We start from the raw sequence: 25,296 nt of genomic DNA, 5'->3' as shown, positions 1-25,296 counted from the left end.
TCTCTCTTTCGCACTTCGGAACAGGAGATCTCGTGAACGCCGAACAGCGGTCGGGTGACGTCCCCGACATCCGTCCCCGGCCGTCGGCGGCCGGAGGCACCCCTCTTCTGCACGAGAGGTTCGCCGCACAGGCCCTGCGCACGCCGCACGCGGTCGCCGTCGTCGACGGCGCGCGCACGGTGACGTACGCGGAGCTGGACCGCGCGGCGAACCGCATGGGGCACTTCCTGCGGGGGCTGGGGGCCGGGCCGGACTCCGTCGTCGGGGTCGGCCTGGAACGCGGCGCGGACCTGGTCGTCGCGCTGCTCGGGGTGTGGAAGTCCGGGGCCGCCTACCTGCCGCTGGACCCGGCGCAGCCGCCGGCCCGGCTGACCGGCCTGGTCCGCGCGGCGGGCGCCCGGGTCGTGCTGGCCGGCCCGGCGCTCGAAGGCGCCGTACGCGAGGCGGGTGCCCGCCGGGCGGGGCCCGAGGAGGTGCCCGCCGAGCTGCCGGACACCGGACCCGCGGGCGGCGCGGACCCGGACGGCGCCGCCTACACCGTCTTCACCTCCGGCTCCACCGGCACCCCGAAGGGCGTCGTCATCACCCACGCGGGCATCGCGAACCGCGTCGGCTGGACCGTGCGCAAGCACGGCCTCGGCCCCGCCGACCGCGTCCTGCAGAAGACGTCCATCGGCTTCGACGCGGCCGGCTGGGAGATCTTCGCCCCGCTGGTCGGCGGCGGCAGCGTGGTCCTCGCACCGCGCGGCGCCGAGCGGGACCCGGCGGCGCTCCTGCGCGCGGTGGCCGACCACCGCGTCACCGTCCTCCAGGTGGTCCCCTCCGTCCTGCGCGTCCTCGTCGAGGAGGGCGACTGGACCGGCTGCGGCTCCCTGCGGCTGCTGTTCTCCGCCGGTGAGGCACTGCACGGCGAACTCGTCGCCCGGCTGCGCGAGAAGGCCGGCCCGGCGCTGGAGGTGTGGAACACCTACGGGCCCACCGAGTGCTCCATCGACATCACCGCCCAGCCCGTCGACCCGGCGCAGACCAGCGGCCCGATACCCATCGGCCGCCCCATCCCCGGAATGCGCGTCCTGGTCCTCGACCCGAACGGCGACCCGGTCCCGATCGGCACCCCGGGCGAGCTGTACGCGGGCGGGACCGGCGTGGCCCGCGGCTACCTCGGCCGCCCCGACCTGACCGCCGAGCGCTTCGTGCCCGACCCCTACGCGAGCGAGCCCGGCTCCCGCCTCTACCGCACCGGCGACCTGGTGCGCTGGCGCTCCGACCGCACCCTCGACTACCTGGGCCGGCTCGACCACCAGGTCAAGGTCAACGGCGTCCGCGTCGAACCGGCCGAGATCGAGGCGGCGCTCGCCGCGCACCCCGGCGTCACCGGCGCGGTCGTCGTGCCGTACGAGGCGGAGGGCGGCAGCAAGCGGCTCGCCGCGCACCTCACCGCGGCCGGTCCCGAGGCCGCCGGCCCGTCGGCCGACGCGCTGCGCGCCTTCCTGCGCGAGCGGCTCCCTGAGAGCCACGTCCCGTCGTTCTTCCACACCCTCGACGCCTTCCCGCTCACGACCAACGGCAAGGTCGACCGGGCCCTGCTGCCCACCCCGGGCGAGATCGCCGCGGCCGGCCGGCCGTCGTTCGTCACCCCGCGCACCGCCGCCGAGCAGCTCGTCGCGGACGCCTGGGCCGACCTGCTCGGCGCGGACCGGGTCGGGGCGCACGACGACTTCTTCGCCCTCGGCGGCACCTCCCTCCAGCTGACCCGCCTCGCCGCGAGGCTGCGCGCCGCGTCCGGCGCGCAGATCTCGCTGCGCGGACTGCTGCGGGCCACCACCGTCGAGGGGCAGGCCGGCCTCATCGAGGTCCCCGCCGCCGACGAGAGCCCGATCGTGCCCGTCCCGCGCGACGGCGAACTGCCGCTGTCGTCCGGCCAGCGCCGCCTGTGGTTCCTGGACCGGATGCACCCGGGCAGCCCCGAGTGGGTGGCCCCGCTCTTCCTGCGGCTGCCCGAGGGCACCGGCGCCGACACCGTGCGGCGCGCCCTGGACGCACTGTCCGCCCGCCACGAGGCGCTGCGCACCCGCTATCCGGACCGGGGCGGCGAGCCGTACCAGGTGATCGGCGAGGCCGGTGCGCGACCGGTCGAGCTGCGTGTCGAGGACACCCCACGCGACGGCCTGGAGCGGCTGTTCCGCGAGCAGTTCGAGCGCGGCTTCGACCTGGCCTCGGGGCCATTGTGGCGGGCGCTGCTCGCCCGCACCGACGACGGCGACGTGCTGCTCCTCACCCTGCACCACATCACCGTCGACGGGTGGTCCACCGTCGTCCTGGAGCGTGAGCTGCGTCAGCTGTGCGCCGCGTTCGAGGCGGACCGCGAGCCGCGGCTGCCCGCGCTCGCCGTGCAGTACGCGGACTACGCGGCCTGGCAGCACGCCCGGCACACCGAGGAGTTCATCGCCGGCGAGCTGGCCCACTGGCGCACCGCGCTGGCCGGCATCGAACCCGTCGACCTGCCCCTGGACCGTCCCCGCCCGGCCGAGCGCGACCCGCGCGGAGCCGTCGTCCCCTTCCGCGTCGAGCCCGAACTGGCCGACCGGTTGACCGAGCTGGGCAAGGCGCACCGTGCCACGCCCTTCATGACGCTGCTCACCGCCTACGCCACCCTGATCGCCCGCTACAGCGGCAGCTGGGACATCCCGGTCGGCACCCCCGTCGCCGGCCGCGGCCGCCCCGAGACCGAGGGCACCGTCGGCTTCTTCCTCAACTCCCTCGTCGTACGGTGCGCGCTGGACGCCGACGTCACCTTCGCCGACGCCCTCGACCGGGTCAGCCAGGCCGCGCGAGCCGCCTTCGCCCACCAGGAACTGCCCTTCGAGCGGCTCGTCGACGAGCTCCAGCCCGAGCGCGACCTCTCCCGCACCCCGCTCTACCAGGTCGCCTTCGACCTGCACAGCGAGGGCGTCACCAGCGTCGCCACCGAGGACGCGGACATGGCGGCCTTCACCGCCGCCTGGCAGGTCGCCAAGACCGACCTCTCCCTGTTCATGCGCAGGACGGGGGACGGCGCCCTGGACGGCGTACTCGAATACGCCACCAGCCTCTTCGAGCGCGCCACCGTCGAGCAGCTCGCCGGACACTTCACCAGCCTGCTCCGGCAGGTCGCCGAGCAGCCCGACCTGCCGCTCGGCAAGGTCGACTTCCTGTCGGCCGACGAGCGCGGCCGCCTCCTCGTCGGATGGAACGACACCGAGGTCAGCGCCGAGTCCGAGAGCGTCCTCGCCCTCGTCGAGGCCTGGGCCACCGCCGACCCGGACGTCACCGCCCTCTCGTACGGCTCGCAAAGCGTCACCTACGGCGAGCTGGACGCCCGCGCCAACCACCTCGCGCACCTGCTGCGGGAGCGGGGCGTCGGCGCCGAGTCGCGGGTCGCGGTGCTCCTGGACCGCGGGCCCGAGCTGGTCACGGCCCTGCTCGCGGTGTGGAAGGCCGGCGGCGCCTATCTGCCTGTCGACCCCTCCTGCCCCGCCGAGCGGCTCACCGCGATGCGCCGGAGCGCGGGCGCGCGCACGGTGATCACGTCGAGCGCGTACACGGCGACCGCCGGGGACGGCGCGGTCCTGGTCGACACCGACGCGGCCCGGATCGCGGCCATGCCGGCCACCCGGCCCGCCCGCACCGACGACCTCGACCGGCTCGCCTACGTGATCTTCACGTCGGGCTCCACCGGGACGCCCAAGGGCGTCGAGGTCACCCATCGCGGCCTCGTCAACCACGTCGCCTGGGCGGCGCGGGAGCTGGCGCCGCGCGACTACGGCGGGGCGCCGCTCTTCTCGTCCGTCGCCTTCGACCTCGTCGTCCCCAACCTGTGGGCGCCGCTGGTCACCGGGCAGCGGCTGTTCCTGCTGCCGCAGGACACCGACCTCTCGGAGCTGGGCAAGCACCTCGCCGAGGCCGAACCGTTCAGCTTCGTGAAGCTCACCCCCGGCCACCTCGACGTGCTCGCCCTCCAACTGACCCCGGCCCAGGCCGGTGCGCTGGCCCCGGTCCTCGTCGTGGCGGGGGAGGCCTTCTCGCGGGCCACTCTGGAGCGGTGGCGGGCCCTGGCCCCCGACACCCGCCTGGTCAACGAGTACGGGCCGACCGAGGCCTCCGTGGGCACCTGCGTCTTCGAGGTGCCCGAGGCGTCCGAAGGGACCGGCACGGAGATCCTGCCGATCGGCCGGCCGCTGCCGAACATGACGATGTACGTCCTGGACGACCGGCTCCAGCCGGTGCCCGCCGGCGTCGCGGGCGAGCTGTACGTCGGCGGTACGGGCGTGGCCCGCGGCTACGCGAACCGCCCCGACCTGACCGCCGAACGCTTCCTGCCCGACCCGTTCGGCACGCCCGGCGCCCGCGTCTACCGGACCGGCGACCGGGTTCGCCGGCGGGCCGACGGCAACGTCGAGTTCCTCGGCAGGTTCGACGACCAGGTCAAGATCCGCGGCTACCGCGTCGAACTCGGCGAGGTCCGGGCCGTCCTGGCCGGCCACCCCGCGGTGCGCGAGGCGTTCCTCACCGTCCACGCGACCGACGACGGGGCGAAGCAGCTCGTCGCCTACTACGTCCCCGAGCCCGGAGACCCGGAGCCCGGCGGCGACCCCGTGGGCGACCCCGCCGGCACCCTCGCCGCGCACTGCGCCCGGCTGCTGCCGGACTACATGGTCCCCGCCGTCTGGACCCCGCTCGACGCGCTGCCCCTCAACGCGAACGGCAAGGTCGACCGGCGCGCCCTGCCCCTGCCCGGCACGGACCCCGGCCCGGCGGACCGGGTGCCGCCGAGCGGTCCCGTCGAGGAACGCATCGCCGAGATCTGGACCGAGCTGCTCGGCACCCGGGCGGGCGCGCACGACAACTTCTTCCACGTGGGCGGCAACTCGATCCTCGCGATCCGGCTGATCTCCCGCATCCAGGAGGAGTTCGAGATCGATTTCGCGGTGCGCACGGTGTTCGAGGGACCCACCGTCGCGCGCCTCGCGGCCACCGTCGAGGAGCGCGTCAAGGCGGAGATCGCCGCGCTCACCGACTCGGAACTCGTGAATGACGAACTGCTGGTGAAGGGGTACGACGCATGACCGGGGACAAGGCTCAGACGGTCCGGGACACCGCGGCACTCCGCGACGAGCTGCTGCGCCGCCGGATGGCGGGCCGGCGCGGCGCCGGCCGGCGCACCGCGGTGCCGCGCGCGGACCGCACGGCCCCCCTGCCGCTGTCGTACGGCCAGCAGCAGATGTGGTTCCTGAACCGGCTGGAGCCGAACAGCACCGAGTACCTGGTGCCGCTCGTGCTGCGACTGCGCGGTCCGCTGGACACCGGGGCGCTCGGCCGCGCCTGGCAGACGCTCCTGGAGCGCCACGAGATCCTGCGCACCCGCTACGCGCTCGCCGGTGACGAACCCGTCCAGGTCATCGACGCCCCGCGCCCCACCGCGCTGGACGTCACCGTGGTCGCGGACGAGGAGAGCCTGCTGCGTGCCGTCGAGGACGACATGGGCCGCTCCTTCGACCTGGCCGGCGAGTGGCCGGTGCGCGCCCGGCTGCTGCGGCGCGCCGCCGACGACCACGTGCTGTCGGTCGTCTTCCACCACATCGCCTGCGACGCCTGGTCCACCGGCGTCCTCGGCCAGGAACTCTCCGCCCTCTACGGCGCGTTCACCAGCGGCGCCGACAACCCGCTGGCGCCCCTGCCGGTGCAGTACGCGGACTACGCGACCTGGCAGCGCGCGGAGCTGAACGGCGGCGCCCTGGCCCGGCAACTCGACTACTGGACCGCTCAGCTGGCGGACCTGGAGGCGCTGGAACTGCCGGCCGACCGACCGCGGCCGGCCGTGCGGGACGCGGCGGGCGACACCGTCGCCTTCACCCTGCCCGCCCCGCTCGCCGACCGCGTCCGCGCGACGGGCCGGAGCCACGAGGCCACCCCCTTCATGGTGGTGCTCGCCGCCTTCCAGGGCCTGATCGGCCGCTACACCGGCCGCACCGACGTCGCCGTCGGCACCGTCGGCTCGGGGCGCACCCTGCCCGAACTCCAGGGCCTGATCGGCTACGGCATCAACAGCCTCGTCCTGCGCGGCCGCTGGAGCGCGGACGCGTCCTTCGGCGAACTGCTCGACGCCACCCGCTCCACCGTGCTCGACGCCTTCGACCACCAGGCGGTGCCCTTCGCCCAGCTCGTGGACCGGCTCCAGCCGGAGCGCGACATGTCCCGTACGCCGCTCTACCAGGTGGCGTTCACCATGCACGGCGAGCGGACGGCCGCCTTCGAGCTGGCCGGGCTCACGGCGGAGCCGTACCTCGGCACCGGCCGTGTCGCGAAGACGGACCTCGACCTCCAGCTGACCGAGGGCGCCGACGGCTCGTTCACCGGCCGCTTCGAGTACGCCACCGCCCTGTTCGACCGCGCGACGGTGGAGCGCATGGCGGACCACCTGCTGCGCCTCCTGGAGACCGTCACCACCGACCCGGCCACGCGCCTGTCCGCGGCCGGCGTCCTCGGCGCCGACGAGCGGGCCCTGCTCGCCGGCGGCCCCGAACGCGTGGAGCCGGTCACCCGCCGCGTCCACGAGGTCTTCGAGGCGCAGGCGGCCCGCACCCCGGACGCCGTGGCCGTCGTCTTCGAGGACCAGGAACTCTCGTACGCCGAGCTGGACACCCGCGCCAACCGCATCGCGCACCTGCTGCGCGCCAAGGGCGTCGGCCCCGAGGACCTCGTCGGCATCTGCCTAAAACGCGGCATCGAACTGATGCCCGCACTCCTGGGCGTGCTCAAGTCGGGCGCCGCCTACCTGCCCCTCGACCCGGCCAACCCCGCCGACCGCCTCGCGTACATCGTCAAGGACGCGAACGCCCCGGTGGTGCTGACCACCGCCGCCCAGGCCGCCGTCCTCGACGGGCGGTACGAGGGCGACGTGGTCGAACTGGACACCGAGGCCGCCCTCCTCGCCGCCCAGCCCGCCACCGCCCCCGGCGTGGCCGGCACTCCCCAGAACCTGATCTACACCATCTACACCTCGGGCTCCACGGGCCGCCCCAAGGGCGTCGCCCTCACCCACGAGAACGTGGTGCGGCTCCTCGCGCGCGGGCAGGAGCACTACGCCTTCGCGGAGACCGACGTGTGGCCGCTGTTCCACAGCTACGCCTTCGACGTCTCCGTCTGGGAGATGTGGGGCGCGCTGCTGCACGGCGGTCGCCTCGTCGTCGTCCCCTTCGCGGTGACCCGCTCGCCCGAGGAGTTCCTCGACCTCCTCGTCGACCAGGGCGTCACCGTCCTCAACCAGACGCCCTCCGCGTTCCGCGCGCTGACCGGCGCCGCCCGCGACGGCGACCCGCGTATCGACCGGCTCGCCCTGCGCGCCGTGGTCTTCGCCGGCGAGAAGCTGGAGGTCTCCGAGCTGGGCCCGTGGGCGGAGCGCATCGGCCTGGACCGCACCGCCCTGGTGAACATGTACGGGATCACCGAGACCACCGTGCACACCACCTACCGGCGGCTGACCGACGCGGACCTCGACCCGCGGTCCGGCAACCCCATCGGCCACCCCCTGGCCGACCTGACCGTCCACCTCCTCGACGCCAACGGCGAGCTGGTGCCGATCGGCGTCCCCGGCGAGATCCACGTCGGCGGTCCGGGCGTCGCCCGTGGCTACCTCAACCGCCCCGAGCTGACCGCCGAGCGCTTCGTCCCCGACCCGTACGGACCGGCCGGCGCCCGCCTCTACAAGAGCGGCGACCTGGCCCGCCGGCTCCTCGACGGCCAGTTGGAGTTCCTCGGCCGCGCCGACGACCAGGTCAAGATCCGCGGCTTCCGCATCGAACTCGGCGAGATCGAGAACGCCCTCGCCGCCCACGAGGTGGTCCGCGACGCGGTCGTCCTGGTCCGCGAGGACACCCCCGGCGACGTCCGGCTCGTCGCCTACGTCACCGCGGACGACGCCGACGCTCCCGCCCCGGCCCAGCTGCGCGCCCTGCTCGCCGCCGCACTGCCCGAGTACATGGTCCCGGCCGCCTTCGTCGTCCTCGACCGGCTGCCGCTGACCACCAACGGCAAGCTCGACAAGCGCGCCCTGCCCGCCCCCGGCCAGGACGCCGTCGGCGCGACGGCGTACGTCGCCCCGCGCACCGTCGTGGAGGAGCGGATCGCCGAGGTCTGGCAGGACGTGCTCGGCCTCGACCGGGTGAGCGTCGAGGACGGCTTCTTCGAGCTAGGCGGACACTCCATCCGGGCGGTCACCCTCGTCGGACGGCTGCGCGCCGCCGGATACGACCTGGCCGTGCGCGACGTCTTCGAGTACCGCACCGTCGCCCGCATCGCCGAACTCGTCACCGGCCGCCCTGCGCCGGCCGCCCGGCCCGCCACCGTCGCCCCGTTCTCCCTGGTGGCGGACGAGGACCGGAACCGGCTCCCGGAGGGCCTCGCGGACGCCTACCCGCTGTCGCAGGTCCAGCTCGGCATGGTCGTCGAGATGCTGACCGACGACGGCAAGCACCCGTACCACAACGTCACCTCGTTCCGAATACGCGACGAACGGCCCTTCTGCGAGGCGGCGTTGCGCGAGGCCGCGGCCGTCGTCGCCGCCCGGCACGACGTCCTGCGCACCTCCGTGGACCTCTCCGCCTACTCCGTACCGCTGCAACTCGTGCACACGCACGCCGAGATGACCGTCGGCGTGCGCGACCTGAGCGCCCTCGACGAGGAGGCGCTCCTCCGCTCCCTGCGGGAGTTCACGGCCGCCGAGCGCGCCGACCTCTTCGACCTGGCCACCGCCCCGCTGCTGCGGCTGCACGCGCACCTCGCGGGCGACGGCAGCTGGTGGCTCACCAACACCGAGTGCCACGCGATCCTGGACGGCTGGAGCCACCACTCCTTCCTGATGGAGGTCCTGGAGGAGTACCGGCGGGTCCGGGACGGCGAGCCCCTCGCCGCCGCGCCGGACGGGCCCACGGCCCGCTTCGCGGACTTCGTCGCAGCCGAACTGTCGACGCTCGCCTCGCCGGACTCGCGCGACTACTGGCAGGACATCGTCACCGACCACGCCCGGCTGACCGTCCCGGCCCTGTGGGCCGGCGACGACCAGGACGCCGGACAGCCCTGCCGCGTCCCGGTCCCCTTCCACGACCTGGAGGACCGGCTGCGGGCACTGGCGACGAAGGCGGGCGCGTCGCTCAAGAGCGTGCTGCACGCGGCGTACCTGAAGACCATGAGCCTGATCACCGAGGAGGAGCGCTTCTTCACCGGCCTGGTCTGCAACGCCAGGCCGGAGGTCCTCGGCGCGGACCGGGTGTACGGCATGCACCTCAACACCCTGCCCTTCGCCCACGACCGCTCGGCCCGCACCTGGCGCGAGCTCGTCGCCCAGGTCTTCGCCCGCGAGATCGAACTCTGGCCGCACCGGGCCTATCCCATGCCCGTCATCCAGCGTGAACTCGCCGACGGCGAGCGCCTGATCGACATGCGCTTCAGCTACCACGACTTCGACCAGGTCGACCGCGACCGCGTCGACTACCTGGCGAGCATCGACGACAGCCCGACCGAGTTCCCGCTCGGCGTCTCCGCCCGCATCGGCCACCTGGTCCTCACCGCCTCGCCCCACGCCCTGAGCCGGGAGGACACCGACCGCCTGGCCGGGATGCTCCGCTCGGTGCTGGAGGCGATGGCGGCGGACCCGGAGGGCTCGGCGCGGGAGGCGCATCTGCCGGCGGAGGAGTACCGGCGGCAGGTGGTGGAGTGGAACGAGACGGGTCACGAGGCCGAGATACGGTCGGTCCTGGAGCTGTTCGAGGCGCAGGCGGCCATGACACCGGAGGCCACCGCAGTCCGCACCGGCGACCTGGGCGTGTCCTACGCGGAGTTGGACGCACGGGCGAACCGGATCGCGCACTTCCTGCGGGAGCGCGGGGTCGGTGACGAGTCGCGGGTGGCGGTGGTCCTGGACCGCGGCCCGGAGCTGATCGCGTCGTTGCTGGGTGTGTGGAAGGCGGGCGCGGCCTACGTGCCGGTGGACCCGTCCTACCCGGCCGAGCGGGTCGCGGCGATCGTCGAGACCTCGGGTGCCCGGGTGGTCCTGGACGCTTCGCGGCCGTCGGTGGAGGGGCTGCCGGTGACGGCGCCGGAGCGGTCCGACGATCTCGACCGGCTGGCGTACGTCATCTTCACGTCGGGTTCGACGGGGACGCCGAAGGGGGTCGAGCTTCCGCACCGCGGCCTGGTCAACCACGTCGCCTGGGCCGCGCGAGAGCTGGCGGCACAGGGCACGGGCGGGGCGCCGTTGTTCTCCTCCGTCGCCTTCGACCTCGTCGTGCCGAACCTGTGGGCGCCGCTCGTCGTGGGACAGGCCGTGCACACGGTGTCGGCGGCCGTCGACATGGCCGACCTCGGCGCGCACCTGGTGGCTCAGGGCCCGTACAGCTTCATCAAGCTCACCCCGGGACACCTGGAGATCCTCGGCCACCAGCTGGACCCCGGGACGGTAGCGTCCCTGGCCGGGACGGTCGTGGTCGCCGGTGAGGCGCTGCCCGGCGAGGTCGCGGGCCGCTGGCTCGCCGCCCTCGGGCCCGGCCGGCTCATCAACGAGTACGGGCCGACCGAGGCCTCCGTCGGCACCTGTATCCACCCGGTGACCCAGGCAAGGCCCTCGGAGGTCGTGCCGATCGGCCGTCCGCTGCCCAACATGACGATGTACGTGCTGGACGCGCTGCTCCAGCCGGTGCCGGTGGGTGTGGCGGGGGAGCTGTACGTCGGCGGTACCGGGGTAGCGCGTGGGTACGCGGGTCGTCCGGATCTGACGGCGGAGCGGTTCCTGCCGGACCCGTATGGCGTCCCGGGTGCCCGTCTGTACCGCACCGGTGACCTGGTGCGGCAGCGCGCGGACGGGAACGTGGAGTTCCTGGGCCGCCTCGACGACCAGGTCAAGATCCGCGGCTACCGCGTCGAACTGGGCGAGGTCCAGGCCGTGCTGGCCGAACACCCCGACGTTCGGGAGGTGTTCGTCACCGTCCACGAGACGGACACCGGTGACCGCGGTCTCGCGGCCTACTACACGACCGGCGACGGGCAGCCCGTCGAGGACCCGGCCGCCTTCTGCGCCCTGCGCCTGCCGGACTACATGATCCCGGCCTCCTTCACCGCCCTGGCCGCCCTGCCCCTCAACGCCAACGGCAAGGTCGACCGCCGCGCCCTGCCCGCCCCCGGCGCGGACGCCGGGCAGGACGGGCAGGACGGTCACGTCGCACCGCGCACCGACGCCGAGGAGCAGATCGCCGCCGTCTGGCGCCGGGTCCTGGAGCGCGAACGGGTGTCGGTGGACGACGACTTCTTCGACGTCGGCGGCCACTCCATCCGTGCCGTCGCCCTGGTCGGCGCGCTGCGCGCCACGGGCTTCGACATCGGCGTGCGCGACGTCTTCGAGTACCGCACCGTCGCCCGGCTCGCCGAACTCCTCACCGGCCGGCCGGCGCCCGAGAAGGCCGCGTCGATCGGTGTGGCACCGTTCGCCCTCCTCCCGGAGGCGGACCGGGACGCGCTGCCCGCCGGGGTCCAGGACGCGTACCCGCTCTCCCTCGTGCAGACCGGCATGGTCGTCGAGATGCTCGCCGAGGAGGGCGGCAACAAGTACCACAACGTCAGCCTCTTCCGGATCCAGGACCCGGACGGCGCCCCCTTCGACGTGGCGGCGCTGCGCGCGGCCGCCCGTACGGTCACCGGCCGCCACGACATCCTCCGCACGTCGATCGAGCTGGCCGCCTACTCGGTGCCCGTGCAGCTCGTGCACGCCCACGCCGAGGTTCCGGTGACCGTGCACGACCTGCGGGATCTCGCGACCGACGAGGAGCGCGCCGAGGCGCTGGCCGGCTTCCGGCGCGACGAGGGCGCCCGGCTCTTCGACCTGACGGCCGCCCCGCTGCTGCGGATCGCCGCGCTCGTCGATGCCGACGACTCCTGGTACCTGGGCCTGACCCAGCCGCATGTCGTCACCGAGGGCTGGAGCCACCACTCCCTCCTGATGGAGATCCTCGACTGCTACCGGCAGCTGAGGGACAACGGCGTCACGGACGCGCACGAGCCGATCGCCGTCCGGTACGCCGACTTCATCGCGGGCGAGCTGGAGTCCCTGGACTCCGCCGACGACCGCGCCTACTGGCAGCACACCCTCGACACGTACGCGCCCTTCGACCTCCCCGCCTCCTGGGCCGAGACGGACGGCCCGCGCCGCCCCTCCAGGGCCCGCGTCGACCTGCGCCGGCTGGAGCGTCCGCTGCGGGCGTTCGCGGCCGCGGCCCGGGTCTCGTACAAGAGCGTCCTGCATGCCGCCCACCTGAAGGTGATGAGCATGCTGACGGACGAGCCGGCGTTCTTCACCGGCATCGTCTCGCACGGCCGTCCCGAGGCCCCGGGCGCCGAGCGGGTGTACGGCATGCACCTCAACACCCTGCCGCACCCCTTCGACCGGAACTCCGCCACCACCTGGCGGGAGCTGGCCCAGCAGGTCTTCGCCCGCGAGGCCGGCACCTGGCCGCACCGCCGCTACCCGCTGCCCGCGATCCAGCGGCTGGCCGGCGGCCACCGGCTGATCAGCGTGGTCTTCAACTACCTGGACTTCCACCAGGTCGACACCGGCCAGGTGGACATGGCGGGCGCGGTGCACGACGCCGCGACCGAGTTCGCCCTGCACGTCTCCGTGCTCGGCGGACACCTCGGGCTCAGCAGCCACACCCACGCCCTCAGCACCCGGAACGTCGAACGGCTCGCCGCCCTGTACCAGGCGGTCCTGGAGGCGATGGCCGCCGACCCGAACGGTGACGCGCGCGCCGACCGGCTGCCGGCGGGCGAGCGCGAGCTGCTCGTCGCGCTGACCGGTCCCGCGACCGCGGCCGAACCCCGGACCGTCCCCGCGCAGTTCGCCGCGCACGTCGCCCGCACCCCGGACGCCGTCGCGCTCGTGCACGAGGACACCACCCTCACGTACGCCGAACTCGACGCCCGCGCCAACCGGCTCGCCCACCACCTGACCGGCCTCGGCGTCGGCCCCGAAACCCTCGTCGGCATCAGCGCCGAACGCGGCCCGGACCTGATCGTCGGCCTGCTCGGCATCATGAAGGCCGGCGGCGCCTACGTGCCGCTCGACCCGGCCTACCCCGCCGACCGGCTCGCGTACATGCTGGCGGACTCCGCGCTGCCCGTCCTGGTCACCCAGGAACACCTCCTCACCAGGCTGCCCGCCCACGACGCGGCCGTCGTCCTCCTCGACGGGGACGCCGACCGGATCGCCGCCCGGCCCGCCACCGCCCCCGACGTCGCACTGGACGTCGACCACGCCGCCTACGTCATCTACACCTCGGGCTCCACGGGCCGCCCCAAGGGCGTCGTCGTCACCCACCGCGGCACCCGCAACCTCGCCGACGCGCAGGCCGGCGCCTTCGGGATCGCTCCCGGCGACCGGGTCCTGCAGTTCGCCTCGATCAGCTTCGACGCGGCCTTCGCCGACCTCGCCCAGACGGTCCTGTCCGGCGCGACGCTGGTCCTCGCCCCCGCCGACCGGCTGATGCCCGGCCCCGGACTGACCGCGCTCACCGCCGAACACGGGGTCACCCACCTCACCCTGCCGCCCACCGCGCTCACCGTGCTCTCCCCGGACGGCGGGCTGCCGGCCGCCGCGACCCTGGTGGTCGCGGGCGAGGCCTGCACCCCCGACCTGGTGGCCGCCTGGTCGCCCGGGCGGCGCATGCTGAACGCGTACGGGCCCACCGAGACGACCGTCTGCGCCTCCGTCAGCGAACCGCTGGCCGGGGCGGTGACCCCGCCGATCGGCCACCCCATGCCCGGCTTCGTGCTGCGGGTGCTCGACGCCGCGATGCGGCCGGTGCCCGCCGGCGTCCCCGGCGAGCTGTACGTCGCCGGAGTGGGCCTCGCCCGCGGTTACCACGGCCGCCCCGACCTGACCGCCGAGCGTTTCGTGCCCGACCCGTACGGGGACGAGCCCGGCGCCCGCCTGTACCGCACCGGCGACTCGGTGCGGCTGCTCGAAGACGGCGGGCTCGAGTTCATCGGCCGCATCGACAACCAGGTCAAGCTGCGCGGCTTCCGCATCGAACTCGGCGAGATCGAGACGGCCCTGGCCCGCCTCGACGCGGTCAGGGACGCCGTCGTCGTCGTGCGCGAGGACGCCCCCGGCGACAAGCAGCTCGCGGCCTACGTCAGCGCGGCGGACGGCCACAGCCCGGCCCCCGCCACCCTGCGCGAGGCCCTCGCGGGCGCCCTGCCCGACTACATGCTGCCCACCGCCTACGTCGTCCTCGACACCCTCCCGCTCACCGCCAACGGCAAGGTCGACAAGCGGGCGCTGCCCGTCCCCGACCGCGCCTCGCTCGCCGCCGACGCGGCCTACGTCGCACCCCGCAGCCGCGCCGAGGAGCGCATCACCGAGGTCTGGCAGGACGTCCTCGGCGTCGACCGGATCGGCGTCCACGACAGCTTCTTCGACCTGGGCGGCGACTCGATCCGCGCGGTCTCGCTGATCGGCGCCCTGCGCGAGGCCGGCTTCGACCTCGGGGTCCGCGAGATCTTCGAGGGCCGCACCGTCGCGGCCGCCGCCGAACTCGCCACCGGCCGCCCCGCCCCCGCCGAGCCCGAGCCGGGGGTCGCCCCCTTCGCCCTCGTCACCGACGCGGACCGCGACCGGCTGCCGGCCGGTCTCGACGACGCCTACCCGCTGTCCCAGGTGCAGGTCGGCATGGCCGTCGAGATGCTCACCGACACGGCGGCCGCCAAGTACCACAACGTCAGCGTCAACCGGATCCGTGACGGGGTGCCCTTCGACGCCGAGGCCCTGGCCGGCGCGGTCCGGTTGGTAACGGCACGCCACGACGTGCTCCGCACCTCCTTCCGGCTCGACGGCTTCTCCGTACCGATGCAGCTGGTGCACACCGAGGCCGCCACCCCGGTCGCCGTCCACGACCTGCGCGGGCAGGACCCCGCCGCGCAGAACGCGGCCGTCGGCGCGTTCGTCGCCGCCGAGAAGGCCGACGTCTTCGACCTGTCGGCCGCCCCGCTGCTGCGGGTCGCCGCGCTCGTCGAGAGCGACCAGGCCTGGCACCTCGCCCTCACCGAGTCGCACGCCATCACCGAGGGCTGGAGCTACCACGCCCTGATGATGGAACTCCTCGACACCTACGAGCAGTTGCGTGCCGGTGCCGCGCCCGGCGAGGTCACCGCGCCCGCCGCGCCCGACGTGCGCTTCGCCGACTTCATCGCCGCCGAACTGGCCTCCCTGGAGTCCGAGGAGGACCGCGCGTACTGGCAGCGGATCACCGACACGTACGAGAGGTTCGGACTCCCCGCCCCGACCTCCGACACCGGCCCGGCGGAGAGCTACCGGGTCCGGGTGCCGCTGCACGACCTGGAGCCGCGGCTGCGCACCTTCGCGTCGACGGCCCAGGTCTCCCTGAAGGCGGTCCTGCACGCCGCCCACCTGAAGGTGATGAGCCAGCTCACCGTCGAGGAGTCCTTCTTCACCGGGCTCGTCACCGACACCCGCCCCGAGGCGGCGGGCGCCGACCGCGTCTACGGCATGTACGTCAACACCGTGCCCTTCGCCGTCGACCGCACCGCCCGCACCTGGCACGAACTGGTGCGCCAGGTCTTCGACCAGGAAGTGGCGCTCTGGCCCCACCGCCAGTACCCGATGCCCGAGATGCAGCGGACACACGGCACGGGAGCCGGCCGCCGGCTCGTCGACGTGGTCTTCAACTACCAGGACTTCCGGATGGTCGACACCGACCTCGTGGACGTCGAGTCGGGAGTGGGCTCCGGCGGCATCGAGTTCGGGCTCGCCGTCACCACCCTGGCCGGCCACCTGAACCTGAAGACCAGCACCGCCAGCCTCTCCCGTACGGACACCGAACGCCTCGCGGGCATGTACCGGGCGGTCCTGGAGTCCATGGCCGCCGACCCGCGGGGCGACGCCCGGGCCGTCTACCTGCCGCCGGGCGAGCGGGAGGTGCTGCTCGCCGACTGGACCACCCGGCCCACGGCGCCCGCGGACCCCCGTACCGTCCACGGCGTCTTCGAGGAGCAGGCGGCCCGCACCCCGGACGCGGTCGCCGTCACCTTCGAGGACACCCGGCTCACCTACGCCGAACTCAACGCACGCGCCAACCGCATCGCCCACCTGCTGCGCGCCCGCGGAATCGGACCGCAGACCCTGGTCGGCGTCTGCCTGGAGCGCTCCGCCGCCCTGGTGCCCGCGCTCCTCGGCGTCCTCAAGGCGGGCGGCGCCTACGTGCCGCTCGACCCGGCCTACCCCGCCGACCGGCTCGCCTACATCGCGGCCGACGCGCAGGCCCCGGTCGTCCTCACCGAGCGGTCCGCGGCCGGCGCCCTGGAGGGCCGCTACGACGGTGAGCTGATCGTCCTCGACGACGACGCGGCGGCGCTCGCGGCGCAACCCGCGGACGACCCGGCCCCGCTCGCCACCGCCGACGACCTGATCTACGTCATCCACACCTCGGGCTCCACCGGACAGCCCAAGGGCGTCTGCCTCAGCCACGCCAACGTGCTGCGGCTGTTCACCGTCACCGAGGAACAGTTCCACTTCGGACCGGCGGACGTGTGGACCCTCTTCCACTCCTACGCCTTCGACTTCTCCGTCTGGGAACTGTGGGGCGCACTGCTGTACGGCGGCCGGCTCGTCGTCGTCCCGCGGGACGTGGCCCGCACGCCCGAGGACTTCCTGGGCCTGCTCGCCGACGAGCGGGTCACCGTGCTCAACCAGACGCCGTCCGCGTTCCGCTCCCTGGTCGGCGCCGCCCGCGACGGCGACCCGCGCATCGGCCGGCTGGCCCTGCGCTCCGTGGTCTTCGGCGGCGAGAAGCTGGAGGTCGGCGAACTCGCTCCGTGGGCCGGGCGGTTGGGCCTCGGCACCCCGCAGCTCATCAACATGTACGGGATCACCGAGACCACCGTCCACGTCACCCACCACCGGCTGACCCCGGCGGACCTGGCGGCGCCGCTCGCCAGCCCGGTCGGCGGCCCCCTCGGCGACCTGCGCACCGTCCTCCTCGACCGCGCCGGCCACCTGGTCCCGCTCGGCGTGCCCGGCGAGATCCACGTCGGCGGTCCGGGCGTCGCCCGCGGCTACCTGAACCGGCCCGGACTCACCGCCGAACGCTTCGTGCCCGACCCGTACGGGAACGAGCCCGGCGCCCGCCTCTACCGGGCCGGCGACCTGGCCCGCAGGCTCCCCGACGGCAGCCTCGACTTCCTCGGCCGGATCGACGACCAGGTGAAGATCCGCGGCTTCCGCATCGAACTCGGCGAGATCTCCGCCGCGCTCGGCACGCACCCGCGGGTGCGCGACGCCGTCGTCGTGGTCCGCGAGGACACTCCCGGCGAGAAGCGCCTGGTCGGCTACTTCGTGCCGGCCGGCGAGGAGGTCCCCGACCCGGCCGAACTGCGCGGCCACCTCGCGCGGACCCTGCCCGACTACATGGTCCCCGCGGCCTACGTGTCCCTCGACGGCATCCCGCTGAACGCCAACGGCAAGCTCAACCGGCGCGCCCTTCCCGCCCCGGCGCAGACCGGGCTCGTCCCGGGCGACACCCACCTAGCTCCGCGTACCGACGCCGAACGGCACATCGCCGCCGTCTGGCAGGACGTGCTCGGCATCGACCGGGTCGGCGTCCACGACAGCTTCTTCGACCTGGGCGGCGACTCCATCCGGGCCGTGCCGCTGGCCGGCGCCCTGCGCGCGGCCGGCTTCGACATCGGCGTGCGCGAGGTCTTCGAGCACCGCACGGTCGCTCGCCTGGCCGAGCTCGCCACCTGGCAGGACACGACTCAGGAGGAGGCAGCGGTGCCGCCGTTCGCACTCATCACGGACGAGGACCGGGCGAAGCTGCCCGCGGGCGCCTATGACGCCTACCCCCTCTCGCAGGTCCAGGCCGGCATGGTCGTCGAACTGCTCGCCGACGACGGGCGCAGCAACTACCACAACGTGACGTCGTTCCGGATCAAGGACGAGACGCCGTTCTCGGCCGCGGCCCTCACCGAGGCCGTCCGGCTCGTGGTCGCCCGCCACGACGTCCTGCGCACGTCGGTGCACGCCACCGGCTACTCCGTACCGATGCAGGTCGTCCACGCGGACGTCCCGGTCACCGTCCCGGCGCACGACGTGACCGGGCTCGGCCGGGCGGACCTGGAGAGCACCCTGCGCGGCTACGTCACCGCGCAGCGCGAGGACCTGTTCGACCTGTCCACCGCACCGCTGCTGCGGGCCGCCGCGCACATCGAGGGCGACGGCGCCTGGTGGCTCACCCTCACCGAGTCGCACGTGATCCTGGAGGGCTGGAGCCACGCCTCGCTGGTCATGGAGATCCTGGAGACCTACCGGGCGGTGCGCGACGGCCGCCCCGTGGCCCACGAGGAACTCCCGGTCCGGTACGCCGACTTCATCGCAGGCGAGCTGGCGTCCCTGGCCGACGAGGACGACCGTGCCTACTGGTCCGGCATCGTCACCGAGTACGCCAGGTTCGAGCTTCCGACCGGCTGGGCCGAGGGCAAGGACCAACCGGCGGGCTCCCACCGCGTCAAGGTCACCTTCGGGGACCTGGCCGACGACCTGCGCGCCCTGGCCGCCACCACCGGCGCCTCCTTCAAGAGCGTGCTGCACGCCGCCCACCTGAAGGTGATGAGCCAGCTCACCGGCGACGCCGCCTTCTTCACCGGTCTGGTCTGCCACGGCCGGCCCGAGGTCGCGGGCGCCGAACGGGTCTACGGCATGCACCTCAACTCGCTGCCGTTCGCGCACGACCGGCGCGCCCGCACCTGGCGGGAGCTGGTGGGCCAGGTCTTCCAGCGGGAGCTGGAGGTCTGGGATCACCGCCGCTACCCGATGCCCGCCATCCAGCGCGAGGCGCGCGCGGGCCGGCTGATCGACGTCCTGTTCAACTTCGTCGACTTCCACCAGGTCGACGACGAACTGGTCGACTCCGACGTCCGCATCAGCGAGACGCCCACCGAGTTCGGGCTTTCCGCCCACGCCACCGCCGACAACATCGTCCTGTCCACCTCCACCCAGGTCCTCGGCCGGGCCCACGCCGAACGCCTCGCCGGCATGTACCGGGCGGTCCTGGAGTCGATGGCCGCCGACGCCGACGGCGACGCCCGCGCCATGTGCCTGCCCGCGGGCGAGCGCGAGCGGCTGCTCGGCGAACAGAGCACCGAGTCCGCCGAGCCCGTCACCCGCCGGGTGCACGAGCTGTTCGAGGAGCAGGTGGCGCGGACGCCGGACGCGGGAGCGGTCACGAGCGGGGAGGTGACGCTGTCGTACGCGGAGCTGAACGCGCGGGCGAACCGGATCGCGCGGGTCCTGCGGGCCAAGGGCGTGGGCCCGGAGACGCTCGTGGGCATCTGCCTGGAGCGCGGCCCGGACCTGTTGCCGGCACTGCTCGGCGTGCTGAAGTCCGGCGCGGCGTACGCGCCGCTGGACCCGGCGAACCCGGTGGACCGCCTCGCCTACATCGTTCAGGACACGGCGGCCCCCGTGGTCGTGACGACCTCGGCGCTGGCCGGGATCCTCGACGGCCGCTTCGAGGGCGAGCTGCTGCTGCTCGACGGCGACGCCGAGCTGATCGCCGCGCAGGAGGCGGACGATCCGGGGGGCGCGGGCAGCCCGGACAACCTCGTCTACACGATCTACACGTCCGGTTCGACGGGACGCCCCAAGGGCGTGGCGCTGACCCACGCCAACGTGGTGCGGCTGATGTCGACGGCGCAGGAGCACTACGCGTTCGACGAGACGGACGTGTGGTCGCTGTTCCACAGCTACGCCTTCGACGTGTCGGTGTTCGAGATGTGGGGTGCGCTGCTGCACGGCGGCCGCCTCGTGGTCGTACCGGCGGACACGGCACGCGCTCCGGAGGACTTCCTCGACCTCCTCGTCGAGGAAGAGGTCACCGTCCTCAGCCAGACGCCGTCCGCCTTCCGCGGCCTGGTCGCCGCGGCCGGTGACGGGGACCGCCGGGTCAAGCAGCTCTCGGTACGCGCCGTCGTCTTCGCCGGCGAGAGGCTGGAGGTCGCCGACCTCAAGCCGTGGACCGACCGGCTCGGCCTCGCCCGCACCGCCCTGGTGAACATGTACGGGATCACCGAGACCACCGTGCACACCACCTACCACCGGCTCACCAGGCGCGACCTCGACCCGCAGGCCGGCAACCCGATCGGCCGCCCGCTCAGCGACCTGCGGGTCCACCTCCTCGACGGCAACGGTGACCTGGTGCCGATCGGGGTGGCGGGTGAGATCCATGTCGCGGGCCCGGGTGTGGCGCGCGGTTACCTGAACCGGCCCGACCTGACGGCCGAGCGGTTCGTGCCCGACCCGTTCGGACCGGCGGGTTCGCGGCTGTACCGGAGCGGGGACCTGGCGCGGCGGTTGCCCGACGGGAGCCTGGAGTTCGTCGGACGCGCCGACGACCAGGTGAAGATCCGCGGGTTCCGGATCGAGCCCGGCGAGATCGAGAGCGTGCTCGGTGCGCACCCGGGGCTGCGGGAAGCGGTCGTGGTGGTGCGCGAGGACACGCCGGGTGACAAGCGGCTGGTCGGCTACGTCGTGCCCGTGAAGGCGGGGGAGGTGCCGGGCCTGGGTGAGCTGCGGGCGCACTTGTCGGCGTCGCTGCCGGAGTACATGGTGCCGGCCGCGTTCGTGCCGCTGGCCGCGCTGCCGCTGACCACGAACGGCAAGCTCGACAAGCGGGCCCTGCCCGCCCCGGAGGGCACCGCGCTGGGCAGCGACCGCGCCTACGTCGCTCCGCGCACCCCGACCGAGGAGCGGATCGCCGGCATCTGGCGCGATGCCCTCGGTGTCGAGCGGGTCGGTGTCGAGGACGGCTTCTTCGACCTAGGCGGCGATTCCATCCGAGCCCTCGTGGTGGTCGGCGCACTGCGCGCCGCGGGTCACGACCTCGCGGTACGCGACGTGCTCGCCGCCCGCACGGTGGCCGCGCTCGCCGAACTGGCCACCGGCCGCCCCGCCCCGGCCGCCGACGCCACGGCACCGACGGCGCCGTTCGCCCTGGTGGCCGACGAGGACCGGGACCGGCTCCCGGCCGGGCTCGCCGACGCCTACCCGCTGTCGCAGGTCCAGCTCGGCATGGTCGTCGAGATGCAGAGCGGCGACAGCCGGCACAAGTACCACAACGTGGTCTCCGTCCGGATCCGGGACGAGCAGTCCTTCTCCCCGGAGGCGCTGCGGACGGCGGCGGCGGTGCTCACCGGCCGCCACGAGGTGCTGCGCACGTCCCTCGACCTCACCTCGTACTCCGTGCCCATGCAGCTGGTCCACCCGGACGCCGCACCCGTCGTCACCTTCCGGGACCTGCGGGGCCTGACCGAGTCCGAGCTCGCCGACTCCCTGCGGAAGTTCACCGCCGACGAGCGCGCCGAGCTGTTCGACCTGACGGCGGCCCCGCTGCTGCGGCTCGGCGCACACGTCGAGGGCGACGGCGCCTGGTGGCTGTCGGTGACCCAGTGCCACGTCATCCTGGACGGCTGGAGCCACAGCAACCTCCTGATGGAGGTGCTCGGCGAGTACCGGCGCGCCAGGAACGGCGAGGCGCCCGGCGAGGACCCGACGGCCGTCGTCAGGTTCGCCGACTTCATCGCCGCCGAACGCGACGCGCTCGCCTCTTCCGAGGACCGCGCCTACTGGCAGACGATCATCGAGGGCCACGACCGCTTCGCCCTGCCGGCCGGCTGGGCCGAGCGCGCGGACACGGCGCCGGTCGCCTGCCGCAGCAGGATCCCGTACGCGGACCTGGAGGAGCCGCTGCGCGCCCTGGCCTCGGCCGCCGGTGGGTCGCTCAAGAGCGTGCTGCACGCGGCGCACCTGAAGACCATGAGCCTGCTCACCGACCAGGAGCGCTTCTTCACCGGCCTCGTCTGCAACGCCAGGCCCGAGGTCCTCGGCGCCGACGCCGTCTACGGCATGCACCTCAACACCCTGCCCTTCGCCCACGACCGCTCGGCCCGCACCTGGCGCGAACTGGTGGCGCAGGTCTACGGCAGGGAGACGGAACTCTGGGGGCACCGAGCCTTCCCGATGCCGGTCATCCAGCACGAACTGGCCGCCGACGACCGGATCATCGAGGCGCCCTTCACCTACCAGGACTTCCGCCAGATCGACCACGGCCTGATCGACACCGAGGCCACGGTCGGCGAGGGCGCCCTCGAGTTCGGGCTGCGGGTCTCGGCACTCGGCGGATCGATCAACCTGCACGCCAACAACCACGTCGTGGACCAGCGGCACCTCGACGGTGTCGCGGCCATGTTCCGCTCGGTGCTGGAGGCGATGGCGGCGGACCCGGAGGGTTCGGCGCGCGAGGCACATCTGCCGGCGGAGGAGTACCGGCGGCAGGTGGTGGAGTGGAACGAGACGGGTCACGAGGCCGAGACGCGGTCGGTCCTTGAGCTGTTCGAGGCCCAGGCTCTGCGAACGCCGGAGGCCACCGCGGTCCGCACCGGCGACGTCGCCCTGTCCTACGCGGAGTTGGACGCCCGCGCGAACCAGGTCGCGCACTTCCTGCGGGAGCGCGGGGTCGGTGACGAGTCGCGGGTGGCGGTGGTCCTGGACCGCGGCCCGGAGCTGATCGCGTCGTTGCTGGGCGTGTGGAAGGCGGGCGCGGCGTACGTGCCGGTCGATCCGGCGTCTCCGGCCGAGCGGGTCGCGGCGATCGTCGAGACATCGGGTGCCCGGGTGGTCCTGGACGCCTCGCGGCCGTCGGTGGAGGGGCTGCCGGTGACGGCGCCGGAGCGGTCCGACGATCTCGACCGGCTGGCGTACGTCATCTTCACGTCGGGTTCGACGGGGACGCCGAAGGGGGTCGAGCTGCCGCACCGCGGCCTCGTCAACCACGTCGCCTGGGCCGCGCGGGAGTGGCTGTCCCGGGGGACCGGGGGCACCGCCCTCTTCTCGTCCGTCGCGTTCGACCTGGTCGTGCCGAACATCTGGGCGCCGCTCGTCGCCGGCCAGGCCGTGCACACCTTCTCCCAGGACATCGGCCTGGACAGGCTGGGCGAACACCTGGCCGCCGGCGCCCCGTACAGCTTCCTGAAGCTGACTCCGGGACACCTGGAGATCCTCGCCCACCAGCTGGACAAGGAGACCCTCGCCGGGCTGACCGGGACGGTCGTGGCCGGCGGGGAGGCCTTCCCCGGCGAGGTCGCCAACCGGTGGCTCGACCTGCTCGGCCCCGGCGGAATGATCAACGAGTACGGGCCGACCGAGGCGTCCGTCGGCACCTGCGTCTACCCGGTGACGGAGGAACAGCCCTCGGAGGTCGTACCGATCGGCCGCCCCGTCCCCAACATGACGATGTACGTGCTGGACGGGCTGCTCCAGCCGGTGCCGGTGGGTGTGGCGGGGGAGCTGTACGTCGGCGGGACCGGGGTGGCACGCGGTTACGCGGGACGTCCGGACCTGACGGCGGAGCGGTTCCTGCCGGACCCGTACGGCGTCCCGGGTGCCCGTCTGTACCGCACCGGTGACCTGGTGCGGCAGCGCGCGGACGGGAACGTGGAGTTCCTGGGCCGCCTCGACGACCAGGTCAAGATCCGCGGCTACCGCGTCGAACTGGGCGAGGTCCAGGCCGTGCTGGCCGAACACCCCGACGTTCGGGAGGTGTTCGTCACCGTCCACGAGACGGACACCGGTGACCGCGGGCTCGCCGCCTACTACACGACCGGCGACGGGCAGCCCGTCGAGGACCCGGCCGCCTTCTGCGCCCTGCGCCTGCCGGACTACATGATCCCGGCCTCCTTCACCGCCCTGGCCGCCCTGCCCCTCAACGCCAACGGCAAGGTCGACCGCCGCGCCCTGCCCGCCCCCGGCCACACCGGCGAGAACGACGCACAGCGCCCGTACACGGCCCCCGTCACCGAGATGGAGAAGGTCATGGCGGGCGTCTGGGAGCTGACCCTCGGCCTCGACCGGGTCGGCACCGGTGACAACTTCTTCGAGCTGGGCGGCCACTCGATGCTCATCATCAAGGTGATGGCGGCGGCCCGGAAGCTGAACCTGCCCATCACCCTCCAGATGCTCTACCAGACGCACACCCTGGCCGACCTGGCCGCCGAACTGGACGCCGCGACCGGCCCCGGCACCGCGGTGACGGTCACCGACAACGTCCCGGCGGCGCCCGCCGCCGACCGGCTGCCCGTCATGGAGGAGCACCACATCCCGGGCGTCGCGGTCGCGGTCCTGCGGGACGGTGAGGTCGCGTCGCTGCACGGTTACGGCGTCCTTGAGGCGGGCTCGACCCGGCCCGTCACCCCGACGACCCTCTTCCAGGCCGGCTCGATCAGCAAGCACATCACGGCACTCGCCGTGCTGCGCCTGGTCGACGAGGGCACCCTCGACCTCGACACGGACGTCAACGCCCGGCTCACCGGCGGCTGGCGGATCACCGACCCGGCCGGCACCCCGGTGGCCGTCACCCTGCGCCAGCTGCTCTCGCACTGGTCGGGCCTGGTCTCCGTACCGTACGAGGGCGTCGCCCCCGGCGCCGGACTGCCGCCGCTGTCCGAGCTGCTCGACCAGGTGCACAGCGAGGTGGCGCCCGGCACCAGGTTCCGGGTGTCCAACACCAACTACTGGGTCGTTCAGAGGCTGTTGGAGGACGTCACCGGGCTGCCGTTCGCCGAGCTGATGCGCCGTACGGTCTTCGAGCCGCTGCGCATGGCACACAGCAGCTTCGACCAGGACCACCCGGAGACGTCGGGCAGGCCGGCGGCCGTCGGACACGGGCCGCTCGGCGACCCGCTCGAGGGCGGCTGGCGCGTCGGACCGCACCTCGCCTCCTCCGGTCTCTGGTCCACCGCCGCCGACCTCGCCAAGGTCGCCGTCGAACTGCGCAGGGCCTACCTGGGCGAACCCTTCGCCTTCCTGTCGAAGCCGCTCGCCGAGGAACTGCTCACGCCCGTCGGCGAAGGCACCTTCTACGGCCTGGGCACGGTCGTCGACGGAGAGGCCCCGGCACTGGAGGCCGGGCACGGCGGCGAGCCCCACGGCTACCGCAACATGATGATCGTCCGGATCTCCGACGGCACCGGCTTCGTGGTCCTGACCAACGCCGTGTCGGGCCGCGCCGCCATCAAGGCCGTCTCGGCGGGCCTGCGCGAGCAGTCCGGCATCGGCGGCGGCGAACGCGCCGGGCAGTGGGCCCGGTGACCCCCGCACGTCCGGCTCCCGAAGCCGTCCCCACCCCTCTTCCGAAAGGACGCCCG

2 protein-coding genes are annotated in these 25,296 nt (G+C 73.7%); both read left to right on the top strand.

Annotation, left to right across the window (positions count from 1 at the left end; translation table 11 throughout):
- Positions 1-32: 32 nt before the first annotated feature.
- Positions 33-5,105, top strand: a complete 5,073-nt coding sequence (locus tag RI578_RS18485; protein WP_310872098.1) for a non-ribosomal peptide synthetase — start codon at positions 33-35, stop codon at positions 5,103-5,105.
- A complete protein-coding gene (locus RI578_RS18480) occupies positions 5,102-25,240 on the top strand; it encodes a non-ribosomal peptide synthetase (RefSeq protein WP_310872097.1) in 20,139 nt (6,712 codons plus the stop codon). The genes RI578_RS18485 and RI578_RS18480 overlap by 4 nt, the downstream gene beginning before the upstream one ends.
- Positions 25,241-25,296: the final 56 nt, after the last annotated feature.

This window comes from Streptomyces sp. BB1-1-1 (genome assembly GCF_031597775.1).
GTDB classification, from domain to species: domain Bacteria; phylum Actinomycetota; class Actinomycetes; order Streptomycetales; family Streptomycetaceae; genus Streptomyces; species Streptomyces thinghirensis.
This window is presented reverse-complemented; position numbering and strand designations above follow the sequence as displayed.